Below are 16559 nucleotides of genomic sequence, written 5' to 3' on the forward strand. Positions count from 1 at the left end.
CGACGCCGGAGACCGGTCAGACCTTGGGGATGTGCGTCTCGATCGCGATGATCCCGGAGCCCGGGTTCGAGGCCGACAGATGCACCACGGAGAACGCGGCGGGTTCGAGGTCGGCGGCGCTGCTCACGTACGAGCCGCGGATGGTTCCGGTCGCGAGGGCGATCTCGGAGAGGAGGCCGGGAAGCACCGGTCCGTGGCTGCACAGCACCGCCGGCTTGCCCGATCGCACCCGGCGACCGATCACCGATCGCAGGTCGTCCTCGCCGTCCTCCCAGGCGTCCTGACTGATCTTCGACGTCTGCACCGTCTTGCGGTCGAGGGCTTTCGCGAGCGGCGTGACGGTCTGCACGCAGCGCACGGCGTCGCTCGTGACGATCTTGCGGACGCCGAACGCCCGGAGCGGGCCGACGATGGATTTCGCCTGCTGTCGTCCGCGGTCGGTCAAGGGACGAGCGGCATCACTGCCGTCCCAGTCCGAGCGGGAGAGAGCCTTGGCGTGCCTGAGGGCGATGATCGGGAAGGTGCGCAGCACGCCGTCGTCGACCAGCTTCGCGAAGAAGTCGAGGATCTCGAGGTCGACGGGGTAGCTCAGGCGCGCACGCGCCTTCTTCACGCTGACCCACTCCAGAGCGGCGATCTCGCGGTTCGGAACGAACGTGGAGGCCCGGATGGCGTCGGCCGTGGCCTCGGCCGCCCAGTAGTGCACGACCTTCTGCTTGCTCGAGGGCAGGTGGTAGCGGCTCACACCGACGGGCACCCCGAGCGAGACGCGGATGCCCGTCTCCTCGTGCACCTCGCGCACCGCGGTCTCGGCGAGCATCTCGCCGGGGTCGACCTTGCCCTTGGGCAGGGTGATGTCCTTGTACTTGGTCCGGTGGATCAGCAGGATCCGCAGTTTGCCGTCGATGAGGCGCCAGACGACGGCCCCGGCCGCGTACACGGCCTTGTCCGTCCACTTCGAGCGCGTCGCCTCGGCCGTCGAGGAGGGAGTCATCGCACCGCCCGAGCGCGACGGCGCCGCTGGATCAACCCCATCGTCTTGTCCTGCAGATCGATGAGCGGCTTGCCGTCGGCATCCTCGGAGTGGCGTGTCCAGACACCGTCCGCGCCCAGGTGCCACGACGTGGTGCCCGGGTCCATGGCCAGGTCGAAGAAGTCGAGCAGATCCTTCATGTGGCCCGGGTCGGTGACCCTGACCAGGGCCTCGACGCGGCGGTCGAGGTTGCGGTGCATCATGTCGGCGCTGCCGATGTAGACCTGATCGTCGCCGTCGTTGTGGAAGGCGAAGATGCGCGAGTGCTCGAGGTAGCGGCCCAGGATGCTGCGGACGGTGATGTTGTCGCTGACGCCTTCGAGGTCGGTGCGCAGGCTGCAGATGCCTCGCACCCACACATCCACCTTCACACCGGCCGTGCTCGCCCGGTACAGCGCGTCGATGACCTCTTCGTCGACCATCGAGTTGACCTTGATGCGGATGCTCGCGGGCTTGCCGTCTTCGGCATTGCGACGCTCATGGTCGATCTGACGCACGAGCCCCTTGCGCAGATGCAGCGGCGCGACGAGGAGGCGCTTGAACTTCTTCTCGATCGCGTAGCCGCTGAGCTCGTTGAACAGACGGGTGAGGTCCTTGCCGACCTGCGCGTCGGTCGTGAAGAGCCCGAAGTCCTCGTAGATGCGGCTGGTCTTCGGGTTGTAGTTGCCGGTCCCGATGTGCGAGTAGTGGCGCAGCACGCCGTCCTCCTCGCGGATCACGAGAGCGAGCTTGCAGTGCGTCTTCAGCCCCACGAGGCCGTAGACCACGTGCACACCGGCCTTCTCGAGCTTGCGTGCCCAGACGATGTTGTTGGCCTCGTCGAACCGGGCCTTGACCTCGACGAGGGCCAGCACCTGCTTGCCCGCCTCGGCGGCGTTGATCAGGGCCTCCACGATCGGGCTGTCGCCCGAGGTGCGGTAGAGCGTCTGCTTGATGGCGAGCACGTGCGGATCGCGGGCCGCCTGCTCGAGGAACGAGACCACGCTCGTCGTGAACGACTCGTACGGGTGGTGGACGAGCACATCCGACTTGCGGATCGCCTTGAAGATGTCGGCGCGCGTGTTGCTGCCGGTGGGCTGGAAGGCGACCGCAGTGGTGGGCAGATGCGGCGGGTAGCGCAGGTCGGGACGGTCGATGCGCGACAGGTCGAACAGGCCGCGCAGATCGAGCGGCCCGGGGAGACGGTAGATCTCCTGATCCGTGATCTCGAGCTCGCGCACCAGGAGGTCCATCGTGACCTCGTCCATGTCGTCGGTGATCTCGAGCCGGATCGGCGGGCCGAAGCGGCGACGCAGCAGCTCGGCCTCGAGCGCCTGGATGAGGTTCTCGCTCTCATCCTCCTCGATCTCGACGTCTTCGTTGCGGGTGAGGCGGAACGCGTGGTGGTCGAGGACCTCCATGCCGGGGAACAGGTCGCCGAGGTGGTTGGCGATGAGCTCCTCGAGCGTGAGGAAGCGCTTGATCTCGCCCGAGCCCGGCACCTCGACGAAGCGGGGCAGCATGGGCGGCACCTTGAGGCGGGCGAACTCCTGGCGACCGGTGCGGGCGTTGCGGATGCGGATCGCGAGGTTGAGTGACAGGCCCGAGATGTACGGGAACGGATGCGCGGGGTCGACGGCCAGCGGCATGAGCACCGGGAACACCTGGGCGCCGAAGTACTCGGAGAGCTTGGCCCGCTCCTCGTCGGTGAGCTCGGACCATTCGGTGATCTCGATTCCCGACTCCGCGAGTGCCGGGCGCACGAGCGACGTCCAGGCCTCGGCGTGGCGCAGCTGCAGCGCGTGCGCCTCGCGGGCGATGTCAGCGAGCGCATCGGCGGGGGAGCGGCCGATGTTGGTGGGGACGGCGAGACCCGTGATGATCCGTCGCTTGAGGCCGGCGACCCGCACCATGAAGAACTCGTCGAGGTTGCTGGCGAAGATCGCGAGGAAGTTCGCGCGCTCGAGCTCGGGCAACGACGGATCTTCGGCGAGCTCCAGCACGCGCTGGTTGAACGCGAGCCAGCTCAGCTCGCGATCGAGGTAGCGGTGGTCGGGCAGGAGCGCGTCCGGGGACTCGACGGCATCGAAGTCGTCGTCTTCAGCGTCACCGAGACCTGCGTCGGCGAGAGCGGGATCGATCATGGGGTACATCTAAGCACCGTGAGGTGACGCGCGCGTGAACGGACGCGTCATCCGTCACCGTGCCGCGGCCACCGTCTCGTCGTCGTACACGTTGAACCGGTAGCCGACGTTGCGCACGGTGCCGATGATCTGCTCCTGGTCGCCGAGCTTCGCGCGGAGGCGCCGCACGTGCACGTCGACCGTCCTGGTGCCGCCGAAGTAGTCGTAGCCCCACACCTCGCTGAGCAGCTGCTCGCGGGTGAACACACGCGACGGGTGGGTGGCGAGGAAGTGCAGGAGCTGGAACTCCTTGTATGTGAGATCCAGGGGGCGGCCGCGGAGCTTCGCCGAATACGACTGCTCGTCGATGGTGACGCCCGAGGCCTGCACGCGGGACGGCTCGGCGACTTCGTCACGGCGGGCGAGAGCGAGGCGCACACGGGCGTCGGTCTCTGCCGGGCCCGCGGTGGAGAGCAGCACGTCGTCGATCCCCCACTCACCGGAGAGCGCGCTCATGCCGCCCTCTGTGACGACGAGCAGCAGCGGAGCATCCTGACCCGTGGCGCGCAGCAGACGGCAGAGCGACTTCGCGGCGACGAGGTCGAGACGCCCGTCGACGATCACGATGTCGTAGTCGGGGGCGTTCACGAGTTGGGCGGGCTCGGCCGGAATCTGGCGCACTCGATGGCTGAGAAGCTCGAGTGCGGGAAGGACCTGCTCCGAGACCGGAGCATTGGTCAACACCAGGACCTGGGCCACACGCACTCCTTCCGGACGGCGGGGTACGCCGTGCCGCCATGATACCGGGCGCCGATGGGTGACAATGGACTCATGTCGGAACCAGCACTCGCACCGCGTAACGCCCTCGGCGGCGTGCTCGTCGTCTGGGCGGTCGCTTTCGTCGCCTCCATCGCGGTGGGGATCTTCGTGCCGGAGGAGTGGCGCGTGCCGTGGCTTCTCGTGGCCTTCGGCGGCATCGTGCTGCTCTCGTTCGCCGTGCAGCTCTGGCACGGACGCACCCAGGGATTCATCTTCCGCGTGGGCGGCAGCGCGATCGGAGCGCTGCTTCTGATGGGTGTGATCTCGGTCGGCTTCGGCCTCGCCGCGCTCGTCACCTGAGACCAGGACGAGACGTTGAGGCTCCGACGAGACACCCGCGCGCACGGAGGGTAAAGTGATGGTCATGGATCTCATGGCGCTCGAACTCTTCTTCATCGGCCTTCTGGGTCTTGCGAGCCTCGCGATCGTCTTCGTCTCGGTCGTGGTGCTGCGCAACCTCTTCCGCGGCCAGCGCTGAGCACGTCGTGCTCGATCTGCCCACAGACCTCCCCGCAGACCTCGCGCCGTTCGCATGGCTGATCGGCGTGTGGGAGGGGACAGGCGTCATCGACTATCCGGTCGGCGATGACCGTCTGCAGGGCGAGTTCACCCATCGGGTGAGCTTCAGCCACGACGGCGGTCCGTTCCTGAACTACTCGGCCACCGCGACGTTCACCGGTGACGATCAGGCCGTCTCCATCCCGCTCGTCGCCGAGACCGGGTTCTGGCGACTCAGCCGTCCGGCGACCGACGCGGATCCCGGACCCGCCCTGCTGCCGCCGCTGGGCGAGCCCGTGACGCGCGGAGTCGACGATGTCGAGGAGCTGCGCGCCGCATCGGGCGGTTTCCCGATCGAGGTCTCCATCGCCCACGCCGACGGGACGCTCGAGCTCTACCTCGGCGAGATCGCCGGACCGCGCATCGACATCGCCTCCGACGCGATCGTCCGCGGTGCGGGAGCCAAGGAGTACGGCGCCGCGACGCGCATGTACGGCCTCGTCGACAATCACCTCCTCTGGGCATGGGACATCGCGGCCCTCGGAACTCCCATGCGGGCGCACGCGTCCGCTCGACTGGCCAAGGTCTGACATGGCCGGATTCTCCGACATCCCCGGCGCCGTGATCGGCGAGAACGGGATCGATCATTTCGGTGACGCGTTCCGCGAGCAGCGTCGTCTCGCGGCAGGCTCCGCGGTGGTGCCGCTCGGCGACCGGACGGTCATCGAGGTCGCAGGCCCTGAGCGGCTGGGGTGGCTCGACTCGATCACCTCGCAGTCCGTCGGTCGGCTCACACCCGGCGAGAGCACCGAGCTTCTGGTGCTCGACCCTCAGGGGCGCGTCGAGCATGCAGCCGGCGTCGTGGACGACGGCTCGTCGACGTGGCTGATCGCGGATGCCGACGATGCCGAGGCGCTCGCGACATGGTTGACGCGCATGAAGTTCCGCACGCAGGCCACGGTCGAGGTGCGTACCGATCTCACGCTTCTCGGCTTCGTCGACGGCGGTGCCGCTGCCGATCGCGTGCTCGCCGCGGCATCTGCTCCCGCTGACGTCCCGCTCGTGTGGGTCGACCCCTGGCAGCGCGTGAGCGCCGGTGGCCACCAGTACGCCGAGATCGCCGATCACCCCGGTGCCGAGCTCGCCTGGCGTGTCGCGATCGTGACCGAGGAGGCCGCCGACGCGTTCGCCGCGACGGCGTCGTCCGACGAGGTCGCGGGACTCCTCGCGGCCGAGGCGCTGCGTATCGCCGCCTGGCGTCCGCGCTGGTCCGCCGAGGTCGACGAGCGTTCGCTGCCCCACGAGTCCGACTGGATCCGCACGGCCGTGCACCTGAACAAGGGCTGCTACCGCGGCCAGGAGACGGTCGCGAAGGTCCACAACCTCGGTCACCCTCCTCGGCGCCTCGCCGCTCTCCACCTCGACGGCAGCGAAGCCGTGCTCCCCGCTGTCGGCGATCCGGTGCTGTCCGGCGACGATGAGGTCGGGCACATCACGTCCGTCGCGCGGCACCATGAGGACGGACCGATCGCGCTCGCGATCCTCTCGCGCCGCACCCCGGTCGGCGACCTCGTCGTGCGGGCGGAGGGAGCGGACATCGCTGCGACGCAGCAGGTCATCGTTCCCGCGGATGCCGGAGCGACGGCCGACATCCCGCGGCTCACGCGACTGTCGCGGCGCCCGAGCGCGCCGGATCCCCGCCGGGCGGGCTGAGCGCCGAACCGCGGGCCGGGTCTCGCCTCAGGGGAGCGGTGCGACCGCATCCCACGGGAGCGTGATCTCACCCAGCCGCCACCGGGTCTTGCCCCCGAGCACCGGCCAGCCCTGGTCGCGAAGGGCTGCGACGGCCGCGAGGAACCGCTGGGTCGCCCCGAACGTCGACAGAGCCGCCGCCCTGTCCCACTCGCGGTCGAGATCGACGAGCAGCGCATGCACCCGTTCGCCGGGCACGTTGCGGTGGATCAGGGCCTTCGGCAGACGCTCGGCGACGATGCTCGGACGCTCGAGGTCGGCGAGCCGCAGCGAGATCGTGAACCGCTGTGGCGTCCCGGTCGGGTCGACATCGATCCAGCTCGACACACGCCCGATCTCGTCGCAGGTGCCCTCGACGAGCAGGCCGTCGGGTGAGAGCCTCGCCGTCATCGTGCGCCAGGCGGCGGCGACGTCGGCCTCGTCGTACTGGCGCAGCACGTTCATCGCGCGGATCACCGCGGGTCGTCGTCCCGCGGGCAGCGGCACCTCGAACCCTCCGCGGGCGAACGACACCCGGAGATCGGGGGAGAAGGGCGTGCGGCCCGCCTGCACCTCGACGAGCTGCCGCTCCGCCGTCGCCACCCTGGCCGGGTCGATCTCGAGGCCGCGCACCTCGGCATCCGTCCGCACGCGCTGCAGGCGCGTCGCGAGCTCGAACGCGGTGACTCCGCTGGCTCCGTAGCCGAGGTCGATCACGAGCGGATCGGCCGCACGACGGAAGGCGGGGCTCGCGGCGATCCAGCGGTCGTTGCGTCGCAGCCGGTTCGTCCCGGTGGTGCCGCGGGTCGGCCGACCGAGAGGAGATGACGCCATGCGTCAATCCTCGCAGGGCTCGGGCGTGGACGCGTCGAGCTGCGCCGATAAACTGGGCGCATGACTTCGAAGCGCACCCTGATCCTGCTCCGTCACGGCCGGAGCGAGTGGAACGAACTGAACCTCTTCACCGGATGGGTGGACGTCCGCCTGAACGAGCAGGGCAGGAACGAGGCGCGCCGAGGTGGTGAGCTGCTGGCCGAGGCCGGCATCCTGCCCGACGTGCTGCACACCTCGCTGCTCAGCCGCGCCATCCAGACCGCCAACATCGCCCTCGACGCCGCAGACCGCCTGTGGATCCCGGTGACGCGCTCGTGGCGCCTCAACGAGCGCCACTACGGCGCCCTGCAGGGCAAGGACAAGGCGCAGACGCTCGAGGAGTTCGGTCCCGAGCAGTTCCAGCTGTGGCGTCGCTCGTTCGACGTGCCGCCGCCCGTGCTCGACGACGACAGCGAGTTCAGCCAGGTGCACGACGTGCGCTACGCGGGCATCGACGGCGAGGTGCCGCGCACCGAGTCGCTCAAGCTCGTCATCGACCGTCTGCTGCCGTACTGGAACGACGCGATCGTCCCCGATCTCGAGGCGGGCAAGACCGTCCTCGTCACCGCGCACGGCAACTCGCTGCGCGGACTCGTGAAGCACCTCGAGGGCATCAGCGACGACGACATCGCCGAGCTGAACATCCCCACGGGCATCCCGCTGGTGTACGAGCTCGATGAGAACAACGTGCCCACGGGCCCCGGTCGCTACCTCGACCCCGAGGCCGCCGCCGCCGGTGCCGCAGCGGTCGCCGCGCAGGGCAAGAAGTAAGAACACAGACGAAGGGGGCGGATGCTGTCAGCATCCGCCCCCTTCGTGTGCCCCGTGAGGATCAGGCGTGGCCGAGCTCCTGCTGCTGCTCGATCGCCAGGGCGATGTCCTCTTCTTCGATGCGCCAGTCGCCCGTCGCCAGGTAGATGACCTTCTTCGCGACGGCGACCGCGTGGTCGGCGAAGCGCTCGTGGTAGCGGCTGGCGAGGGTGGCGTCGACGGTCGCGGTGGCCTCGCCCTTCCAGTTGTCGCTGAGCACCTTCTCGAACACGCTGGCGTGCAGCTCGTCGATGTCGTCGTCGGTGTTGCGGATGGTGTCGGCGAGCTTCAGATCCTGCGTGCGCAGCAGCTCGGAGAGCGTGCGCGAGATCTCGACGTCGAGCTCGCCCATCTTCGTGAAGGTGCCCTTGAGACCCTTCGGGATCGCGCGCTCGGGGAAGCGCAGGCGCGCGAGCTGGGCGATGTGCTCGGACATGTCGCCCATGCGCTCGAGCGAGGCGCTGACGCGCAGTGCGGTGACCACGACGCGCAGGTCGCGGGCGACCGGCTGCTGGCGGGCGAGGATCTCGATCGCCTGCTCGTCGAGTCGCACGGCGAGCTCGTCGATCTTGGCGTCATCGGCGATGACCTCTTCGGCCAGCTCGACGTCGCTCGTGGCGAACGAGCGGGTGGCCTTGTCGATCGAGACCGTGACGAGGTCGGCGATCTCCACGAGGCGGGACTGCAGGTCCTCGAGGGACTGGTGGAAGACTTCGCGCATGTCGGCGCAACCTTTCATTCGGGTCTCGGCTGTGTGTCAACGCGAGACGGCTGGGTCGTCCGCGCGAGAGGAGCGCAGCGCTCCCGCACAGGCCCGAAAGCGATTGTCTGCTCCGAAGGTTAACGAACGGTGCCCAGCACGTGAATAGTACTTCTCGCCTTGCCGCCAGGGCAGGTGAACCCGCCGATCGGCAGGTGAACGCACTCTACGCTGGGGTTATGACCCTGCCGCAGATCGCGCTGCTCGCGTTGGCCGTCGGCCTCGTGATCGGCATCGGCCTCTCCCTCCTCGTGGCGTGGGCGTACCGCGCGAGGGCGCGGGTGGCCGAGGAGACCTCGCTCGCGGTGCCCGACGGTGTCACCGCGGTGCTCGGCAGCATGGACGACGCGGCGTGCGTGGTCGACTCGTCGGGTCTCGTGCTCGCAGTGTCGAAGGCGGCGACGCGGTTCGGCATCGAGGTGGGGGCGCCTCTCGAGAACCCCGAGCTCCGCCAGCTGGTGCGCGGTGGCCGGAGCGAGGGAGGATCGGCCTCCGAGTCCATGCGCCTGACGCGAGGCGGACTCAGCCTCGACCCCCGCCTGGTCTCGGCCCGTGCGAGTGTGATCAGCCCGCGCATGACGCTGCTGATCATCCGCGACGTCACCGAGCAGGAGCGCCTCGACCAGATGCGCCGCGACTTCGTGGCGAACACCAGCCACGAGCTCAAGACGCCGGTGGGGGCCGTCACTCTGCTGGCCGAGGCCATCGAGTCGGCGGCCGACGATCCCGCTCAGGTGCGTCACTTCGCCACGCGCATCTCTGCCGAGGCCTCGCGTCTGGGCCAGCTCACCGGCCGCATCATGAGCCTGTCGAGGCTGCAGGCGGAGGATGCCCTGTCGGATGTGCGACCGGTCGCGATCGACGAGGTGCTCGCCACCGCCCTCGAGGCGCACGTCGTGCAGGCCGACTCGGCCGGAGTCGAGATCGCGCGCGGCGGCGACAGGGGAGTGTGGGTGCGCGGCGACTCGCAGATCCTCATCGAGGCGTTCGGCAACCTGATCGCCAACGCGATCGCGTACTCGCCGAAGGGGTCTCGCGTCGGCATCGGTGTGAAGGCCGACGAGGGCGTCGTCGAGATCGCCGTCTCGGACCAGGGGATCGGCATCGCCGAGGGCGACCGCGAGCGGATCTTCGAGCGCTTCTACCGCGCGGACGAGGCACGGTCGCGTCGTACGGGTGGCACCGGTCTCGGACTGTCGATCGTCAAGCACGCCACCCAGCGACACGGCGGCGAGGTGCGGCTGTGGTCGCGCCCCGGACGCGGATCGACCTTCACCATCAGGCTTCCGAGGATCGACGCTCCCCCGAGCATCGATAAGGACAAGAAGAACAAGAAGAAGCGCGAGCGCAAAGCGGCGAAGGCCGCGACTCGCGTCCGAAACGGAGAGAACGCATGACCCGCATCCTTCTCGTCGAAGACGAACCCGACCTCGCCGACCCGCTCGCGTACCTGCTGCGCCGCGAGGGCTACGAGGTCGAGATCGCCGAGGACGGCCCCGGCGCTCTGACGGCGTTCCGCGAGCGCGGCGCCGACGTCGTGCTGCTCGACCTCATGCTGCCGGGGATGCCCGGCACCGAGGTGTGCCGGCAGATCCGATCGACCTCGGCCGTGCCGATCATCATGGTCACCGCCAAGGACTCCGAGGTGGACATCGTGGTCGGGCTCGAGCTCGGTGCCGACGACTACGTCACCAAGCCCTACTCGTCGCGCGAGCTGCTGGCCCGGATGCGGGCGGTGCTGCGTCGGGTCGTGCAGGCCGAGAGCGAGCTCGACGAGCGCGTTCTCGACGGCGGGCGGGTCTCGCTCGACATCGACCGGCACACGGTGTCGGTCGCGGGCCAGCAGATCAACATGCCGCTGAAGGAGTTCGAGCTGCTCGAGGTGCTGATGCGCAACTCGGGGCGTGTGCTCACGCGAGGTCAGCTCATCGACCGGGTCTGGGGCAGCGACTACTTCGGTGACACCAAGACGCTCGACGTGCACATCAAGCGCATCCGCTCGCGCATCGAGGAGAACCCGGGCGAGCCGGTGATGCTCGTGACCGTGCGCGGACTCGGCTACCGCTTCGAGGGCTGAGTCGGCACCCTCTCGGATCGCAGAAGAGGCCGGCACCCCACGGGGTGCCGGCCTCTTCGTCACGCTGTGGTGCGGATCACTCCTGCGGAGCGGGCGCCGCCGTGTCGGTCGGCATCGGCGTCGGCTCTTCGGCGGACGGCACGAGGTCGGAGTAGTACGGCAGGGATCCGTCGAGCACGGGGACCTCGGTCTTCGTGCCTGCGCCGTCACCCGACTGGAAGTGGATCTCGATCGTGGCGCCCGGCATCGTGTCGAGTCCGATGATGCGCAGCGGTTCCTCGCCCTCGGTGCCGAAGCTCTTCGTCTTGCCTGCGGGCACAGTGACGATGAACGGCTCGTCGACGCCGGCGACCCGCATCGTGAGCGTCGCCTTGTCGGTGGTCGGGTTCACGACCGCGCCGATGAAGTTGCCCACAGAGCCGTCTTCATTCGCGACGACGAACGCGTTGCGGACGTCGATCGGTCCGTCGGAGTCGGAGACGTTGACGCCGTCCGAGGCCGAGTACTCGATCTTCGTCGCCTGCGGCGAGATGAACGTGCAGCCCGTCGCGCCGAGAAGAACGAGGGCGCTGATGGCGGCAGACGCAACAAGGCGCGATTTCACGGGTCCTCCTGAGGTCCGACGGGATATCCGCATCCCATTCTATGCGCATGCGAGGGGGCGCCCGAGGACGTGGGGGCGCGAACCTTAGCGCATGTCCCCTGTGGTATCCTTGAGGTTGCCGAAAGGACAAGTTTTTATGCTTTTTGAGGTTGGCGAAACTGTCGTCTATCCGCACCATGGCGCTGCGACCATCATCGAGGTCAAGGAGCGCATCATCAAGGGTGAGGCGAAGAAATACCTGAAGCTCAACGTCACGCAGGGAGACCTCATCATCGAGGTGCCTGCGGAGAACGTCGATCTGGTCGGGGTCCGCGATGTGATCGGCCGTGAAGGGCTCGACCACGTGTTCGAGGTGCTCCGCGCCCCGTTCACGGAAGAGCCCACGAACTGGTCGCGCCGTTACAAGGCGAACCTTGAGAAGCTCGCCTCCGGCGACGTGATCAAGGTGAGCGAGGTCGTGCGCGACCTGTGGCGTCGGGATCAGGACCGCGGTCTGTCGGCCGGTGAGAAGCGGATGCTGGCGAAGGCTCGTCAGATCCTCATCTCCGAGCTGGCTCTCGCAGAGAAGACCGACGAAGACAAGGCGAGCGCGCTGCTCGACGAGGTCCTCGCGTCCTGAGCGGATCGAGACAAGGCGGATGCTCCGGCATCCGCCTTTTTTCGTGCGCGCCGGTAACGTGAACCGGGTGAGCATGCTTCCCGTCCCTGACACCGCGATCATCGTCGTCGCTGCCGGCTCCGGCACGCGACTGGATGCCGGAGCGCCCAAGGCGTTCGTGGGCATCGACAGCCATTCGATCCTGCGCCACGCCCTCGACGGCGTCTTCGCGGCGTCGCCCGCCCAGGTGATCGTGGTCGCGCCCGCCGGGTTCGAGGGTGATGCCGAGACCGAGCTTCGCGCCGCAGCGGGCGACCGTGTCGACCTCGGCAGGGTCGTCACCGGCGGCGACACCCGCCAACGGTCGGTGGCGGCCGGGCTCGACGCTCTGTGGGGTGACGTCACGCGGGTGCTGGTGCACGACGCCGCGCGGGCGCTGACGCCTCCCGAGGTCATCGACGCCGTGGCCGCGGCCGTCGACGACGCGACGGGGGTCATCCCGACGCTTCCCGTGGTCGACACCTTGAAGCGGGTCGACGGCGATGCGGTCGTCGGTCCGATCGATCGCTCGGAGCTCGCCGCGGCGCAGACACCGCAGGGGTTCCCTCGCGCGCTGCTCGAGTCCGCGTACGAGGCGGCGCTGACCTCGGGCGTCGACTACACCGACGACGCGGCCCTGTTCGCCGCCGCCGGTCATCGGGTCCGGCAGATCACGGGCTCCGCGCGCGGATTCAAGATCACCACGCCCGCCGACCTCGAGCGTGCGCGTCATCTGCTCGCGGCGGTCTCCGAGGCACCTGCGGAGGCGCGCGACGCTGCCCCCGCTGTTGCTGCCCCCGCGGCGTGGCGCGGGCCGCGGGTCGGGCTCGGAACCGACGTGCACGCGTTCGGGGGCGACGGCGACCTATGGCTCGCGGGACTCGAATGGCCCGGGGAGCCGGCGCTCTCGGGCCACTCCGACGGCGACGCGGTCGCCCACGCGATCGTGGATGCGCTGCTGGGCGCCGCGGGCCTCGGCGACATCGGCGAGCACTTCGGAACCGCCCACCCCGAGTACGCCGGTGCGCACGCCGAGGTCTTCCTCGCCCGCACGAGGGAGCTTCTGGACGAGGCCGGCTTCGCGATCGGCAACGTCTCTGCACAGTTCCAGGGCAATCGACCGCGGTTCAGCGCCCGCCGCGCCGAAGCCGAGCGAGTGCTGTCCGCTGCCCTCGGAGGGGCGCCCGTGTCGATCACGGCGACGACCACCGACGGACTCGGATTCCCCGGACGCGGTGACGGCATCGCCGTGACAGCCGTCGCGATGGTGCACCCGCGCTGACACGGCGCATCGTGGACGCGGGAATGCCTCGGCATCCGCGTTCGTTGTCGGAGAGCGTCGCGCGGCCGTCGTGCGACGAGGAGGAGGCATCATGAAGATCCTGGTCATCGGAGCCACCGGACAGGTCGGTCGCACCGCCGTCGACGCGCTGCAGGGACACGAGATCGTCTCGGCGTCGCGCAGCGGAGAGCCGTCGGTCGACGTCACCGACTCGGCATCCGTCGAGCGTCTCTTCGCGTCGGTCGGACAGGTCGACGCCGTGATCGTCGCGGTCGGCGAGGTTCCCTTCCGTCCGCTGGGCGAGCTCGGTCGCGCGGACTACGAGTCGGCGTTCCGCGGCAAGGTGCTCTCGCAGCTCGACGTCGTGCGCATCGGCACTCCGTACGTCCGCGACGGCGGATCGATCACCCTGACCTCCGGCATCCTCTCGCGCGAGCCGATCGCCACCGGTGCTGCGGCGTCGCTCGTCAACGGGGCGGTCGAGTCCTTCGTGCTCGCCGCGGCCACGGAGCTGCCCCGAGGCATCCGCATCAACGCCGTGAGCCCGTCGGTGCTCGAGGACGCCCCGTCGTATCACTCGTCGTTCCCCGGGTTCGTGCCGGTGTCGTCTCACCGCGTCGGACAGGCGTACGTGAAGAGCGTGCTCGGGGTGCAGACGGGGCAGGTCTTCCCCGTCGACTGAGGTCTGCGGCGACCGGAGTGAGCGCGATCTGCGGGCGGCGTCTCGATCCGCGGAGCATGCGCCCCGTCCGATCCGCGCATCGGGTCCGCATCCGCAGATCGTGACGCCGCGGTGTCGGCGGGACGGGACGGAGGAGCCATCCAGTCTTCGGAATCGGCGGCCCGGTAAGCTTGTGCGGTGACTCTCCGCCTCTACGACACCCGCGCACAGCAGCTGCGCGACTTCGTGCCTCTCGATCCCGAGAACATCACGATGTACGTCTGCGGACCCACGGTGCAGTCCGGCCCCCACATCGGGCACGTCCGCGCGGCTCTGAGCTTCGACCTCCTGCGCCGCTGGCTGACCAACCGGTACGGGCGCGTCACCTTCGTGCGCAACGTCACCGACATCGACGACAAGGTGCTCGCGAACGCGACCGACGTCGAGCCCTGGTGGGCGCTGGCGTACCGCATGGAGCAGGAGTTCACCGCGGCGTATGCCGGAGTCGGCATCCTTCCGCCGACCTATGAGCCCCGCGCGACCGCCTCTGTGCCGCAGATGCAGGAGATCATCGCGACCCTCATCGAACGCGGCCACGCGTACCCTGCCCCCGACGGCTCGGGCGACGTCTACTTCGATGTCCGCTCCTGGTCGGAGTACGGGTCGCTCACGAACCAGTCGGTCGATGCCATGGAGGCGGCGGAGGATGCCGACCCCCGAGGCAAGCGCAACCCCCAGGACTTCGCGCTGTGGAAGGGCGCGAAGCGCGACGAGCAGGCGGATGCCACATGGCAGTCGCCGTGGGGTTCAGGGCGCCCCGGCTGGCACATCGAGTGCTCGGCGATGTCGAAGCGGTACCTCGGGCCGGAATTCGACATCCACGGCGGGGGTCTCGACCTGCGCTTCCCGCATCATGAGAACGAGCTCGCCCAGTCGACCGCGGCCGGCGACGGCTTCGCCCGGTACTGGGTGCACAACGGACTCGTGACCGTCGGCGGACAGAAGATGTCGAAGTCCCTCGGCAACTTCACGCTCGCGAGCGATGTGCTGGATGAGTACGATCCGCTCGTCGTGCGGTATGCGCTCGCCGCCGCACACTACCGCTCGAGCCTCGACATCTCGCAGCGCGGCTTCGACGAGGCCGGTGCCGCGGTGGAGCGCATCCGCACCTTCCTCGAGCGCGTGAGGCGCATGCCGAGCCCGTTCGAGTGGCGCGCGGACCGGCCGGAGGAGACCGACTGCGAGGGTCGCGATGACGACGCGGAGCCGTTCGGGCCCGAGTCCGGCAGCGCCTTCTCCGACGAGCCGCCGGCTTCCTTCGCCCAGGCGATGGACGACGACCTCGGGGTTCCGCAGGCACTTGCGGTGATCCACGAAGCCGTGCGCGCGGGCAACTCGGCTCTCGATGCGGGCGACGACTCCACGGCATGGGAGTGGGCGCTGCAGGTCAGCAAGATGACGGGCATCCTGGGCCTCGACCCGCTCGACGACGCGTGGTCGACGACGGATGCGTCGGCCGAGGCATCCGCTCTCGACGCGCTCGTGCAGACGATGATCACCCAGCGTGCGCAGGCGCGCGCTGACAAGGACTGGGCGGCGGCCGATCNCGCGGCAGGAATCACGCTGGAGGACTCTCCGGCCGGAACTCATTGGAGTATCGATGGCTAAGCAGGGCAATCCCTCGGCAGGCAAGGGCAAGAAGGGCCCCACCAAGGGCTCCGGCGGTAAGGGCCGCAGCTCGCTCGAAGGTCGCGGACCCACGCCGAAGGCGGAAGATCGCGCCTGGCACCCCGCCGGCAAGCGCAAGGCCGCGGCCGAGCGCTACGCGGCATCGGGCGGAAAGGGCAAGCCGGGGCAGCGTCAGACGTCCGGCGGCAACCCGAACCGCTCGGCACGCTCGAAGGACAACACCACCGAGGTCGAGGTCGTCACCGGCCGCAACTCGGTGCTCGAGGCCCTGCGCGCGAAGATCCCCGCGTCGGCGTTCTACATCGCGCAGCGCGTCGAGATGGACGACCGCGTCAAGGAGATGCTGTCGATCGCCACGAACCGCGGCATCCCGGTTCTCGAGGTGACACGTCAGGAGCTCGACCGCATGGCTGGCTTCGACGGCGTGCACCAGGGCGTCGCCGTCAAGGTGCCGCCGTACGAGTACGCGCACCCGCAGGACCTGCTCGAAGCCGTCATCGACAAGGGTGAGGTTCCGCTGTTCGTCGCCCTCGACGGCATCACGGATCCCCGCAACCTCGGCGCGATCATCCGTTCGACCGGCGCGTTCGGCGGCCACGGCATCATCCTGCCGCAGCGTCGCTCGGCCGGTGTGAACTCGGCGGCGTGGAAGACCAGCGCCGGCGCAGCCGCGCGCGTGCCCGTCGCTCTCGCGACGAACCTGACCACGCAGCTCAAGGAGTTCAAGAAGCAGGGCGTCTTCGTGCTCGGCCTCGACGGCGACGGCGACGTGCTGCTGCCCGAACTCCAGCTCGCCGATCGCCCCGTCGTGATCGTCACGGGCTCCGAGGGCAAGGGCCTGTCGCGTCTGGTCGCCGAGACGTGCGACCAGATCGTCTCGATTCCGATCTCGGCCGTGACCGAGTCGCTCAACGCCGGCATCGCGACGTCCGTCGCGCTCTACCAGGTCTCGTCGATCCGCAACGCGAAGAAGTAGGGGAGAA

The 16559-nt window shown here is 69.0% G+C and carries 17 protein-coding genes; 11 read left to right on the plus strand and 6 right to left on the minus strand.

What is annotated here, in order from left to right; all coding sequences use genetic code 11:
• Positions 1-16: 16 nt before the first annotated feature.
• From ACTJKH_RS01855 to ACTJKH_RS01865, 3 genes are read right to left on the minus strand one after another with little or no spacing between them, the layout of a single operon-like run.
• A complete protein-coding gene (locus ACTJKH_RS01855) occupies positions 17-994 on the minus strand; it encodes an NUDIX hydrolase (RefSeq protein WP_440735538.1) in 978 nt (325 codons plus the stop codon).
• A complete protein-coding gene (locus ACTJKH_RS01860; RefSeq protein ID WP_210098610.1) occupies positions 991-3156 on the minus strand; it encodes an RNA degradosome polyphosphate kinase in 2166 nt (721 codons plus the stop codon). The genes ACTJKH_RS01855 and ACTJKH_RS01860 overlap by 4 nt, the downstream gene beginning before the upstream one ends.
• A 54-nt stretch (positions 3157-3210) precedes the next feature.
• A complete protein-coding gene (locus ACTJKH_RS01865) occupies positions 3211-3894 on the minus strand; it encodes a winged helix-turn-helix transcriptional regulator (RefSeq protein WP_210098609.1) in 684 nt (227 codons plus the stop codon).
• 72 nt (positions 3895-3966) lie between these two features.
• Here ACTJKH_RS01865 and ACTJKH_RS01870 point away from each other — a divergent pair, with 72 nt between their 5' ends.
• The 3 genes from ACTJKH_RS01870 (at position 3967) to ygfZ (ending at position 6165) form a co-directional block, all read left to right on the plus strand.
• Entirely contained in the window at positions 3967-4254 is a 288-nt protein-coding gene (locus ACTJKH_RS01870) for a hypothetical protein (RefSeq protein ID WP_440735539.1), read from the plus strand.
• 185 nt (positions 4255-4439) lie between these two features.
• Entirely contained in the window at positions 4440-5042 is a 603-nt protein-coding gene (locus tag ACTJKH_RS01875; protein ID WP_440735540.1) for an FABP family protein, read from the plus strand.
• A 1-nt stretch (position 5043) separates the two neighbouring features.
• Complete coding sequence (ygfZ, locus tag ACTJKH_RS01880) at positions 5044-6165, plus strand: CAF17-like 4Fe-4S cluster assembly/insertion protein YgfZ (RefSeq protein ID WP_440735541.1); 1122 nt, start codon at positions 5044-5046, stop codon at positions 6163-6165.
• A 27-nt stretch (positions 6166-6192) separates the two neighbouring features.
• On the opposite strand, the gene ACTJKH_RS01885 is transcribed toward ygfZ, so the two are convergent.
• A complete protein-coding gene (locus ACTJKH_RS01885; protein WP_440735542.1) occupies positions 6193-7017 on the minus strand; it encodes a class I SAM-dependent methyltransferase in 825 nt (274 codons plus the stop codon).
• A gap of 60 nt (positions 7018-7077) precedes the next feature.
• Here ACTJKH_RS01885 and ACTJKH_RS01890 point away from each other — a divergent pair, with 60 nt between their 5' ends.
• Positions 7078-7827 carry a phosphoglyceromutase gene (locus tag ACTJKH_RS01890; RefSeq protein WP_210098604.1) on the plus strand — a complete coding sequence of 250 codons (750 nt, stop codon included), beginning with the start codon at positions 7078-7080 and terminating at the stop codon, positions 7825-7827.
• A gap of 61 nt (positions 7828-7888) precedes the next feature.
• Here the strand turns inward: ACTJKH_RS01890 and phoU are convergent, their stop codons facing one another.
• Entirely contained in the window at positions 7889-8587 is a 699-nt protein-coding gene (gene phoU / locus ACTJKH_RS01895; RefSeq protein ID WP_210098603.1) for a phosphate signaling complex protein PhoU, read from the minus strand.
• A 218-nt stretch (positions 8588-8805) separates the two neighbouring features.
• Here phoU and ACTJKH_RS01900 point away from each other — a divergent pair, with 218 nt between their 5' ends.
• Positions 8806-10023 carry a sensor histidine kinase gene (locus ACTJKH_RS01900; protein ID WP_440735543.1) on the plus strand — a complete coding sequence of 406 codons (1218 nt, stop codon included), beginning with the start codon at positions 8806-8808 and terminating at the stop codon, positions 10021-10023.
• Positions 10020-10703, plus strand: a complete 684-nt coding sequence (locus ACTJKH_RS01905) for a response regulator transcription factor (protein WP_210098601.1) — start codon at positions 10020-10022, stop codon at positions 10701-10703. The genes ACTJKH_RS01900 and ACTJKH_RS01905 overlap by 4 nt, the downstream gene beginning before the upstream one ends.
• A 76-nt stretch (positions 10704-10779) precedes the next feature.
• Here the strand turns inward: ACTJKH_RS01905 and ACTJKH_RS01910 are convergent, their stop codons facing one another.
• The gene (locus ACTJKH_RS01910; RefSeq protein ID WP_440735544.1) at positions 10780-11307 is read right to left on the minus strand and encodes a DNA modification methylase; all 528 of its coding nucleotides are present in this window, start codon (positions 11305-11307) and stop codon (positions 10780-10782) included.
• 136 nt (positions 11308-11443) lie between these two features.
• On the opposite strand from ACTJKH_RS01910, the gene ACTJKH_RS01915 reads away from it, so the two are divergent.
• The 5 genes from ACTJKH_RS01915 (at position 11444) to rlmB (ending at position 16552) form a co-directional block, all read left to right on the plus strand.
• Positions 11444-11926: a CarD family transcriptional regulator gene (locus ACTJKH_RS01915; protein ID WP_056312597.1), complete on the plus strand. Its 483-nt coding sequence runs from the start codon at positions 11444-11446 to the stop codon at positions 11924-11926.
• Between the two features lie 73 nt (positions 11927-11999).
• On the plus strand, positions 12000-13226 hold the full coding sequence (ispD, locus tag ACTJKH_RS01920; RefSeq protein WP_440735740.1) for a 2-C-methyl-D-erythritol 4-phosphate cytidylyltransferase: 1227 nt from the start codon (positions 12000-12002) through the stop codon (positions 13224-13226).
• Between the two features lie 91 nt (positions 13227-13317).
• The gene (locus ACTJKH_RS01925; RefSeq protein ID WP_440735545.1) at positions 13318-13908 is read left to right on the plus strand and encodes a short chain dehydrogenase; all 591 of its coding nucleotides are present in this window, start codon (positions 13318-13320) and stop codon (positions 13906-13908) included.
• A gap of 177 nt (positions 13909-14085) precedes the next feature.
• Positions 14086-15555: a cysteine--tRNA ligase gene (gene cysS / locus ACTJKH_RS01930; RefSeq protein ID WP_440735546.1), complete on the plus strand. Its 1470-nt coding sequence runs from the start codon at positions 14086-14088 to the stop codon at positions 15553-15555.
• Positions 15548-16552: a 23S rRNA (guanosine(2251)-2'-O)-methyltransferase RlmB gene (gene rlmB / locus ACTJKH_RS01935; protein WP_210098596.1), complete on the plus strand. Its 1005-nt coding sequence runs from the start codon at positions 15548-15550 to the stop codon at positions 16550-16552. The genes cysS and rlmB overlap by 8 nt, the downstream gene beginning before the upstream one ends.
• Positions 16553-16559 lie beyond the last annotated feature (7 nt).

The sequence above is a fragment of the Microbacterium sp. 22215 genome, assembly GCF_052045655.1.
Lineage (GTDB): Bacteria > Actinomycetota > Actinomycetes > Actinomycetales > Microbacteriaceae > Microbacterium > Microbacterium phyllosphaerae.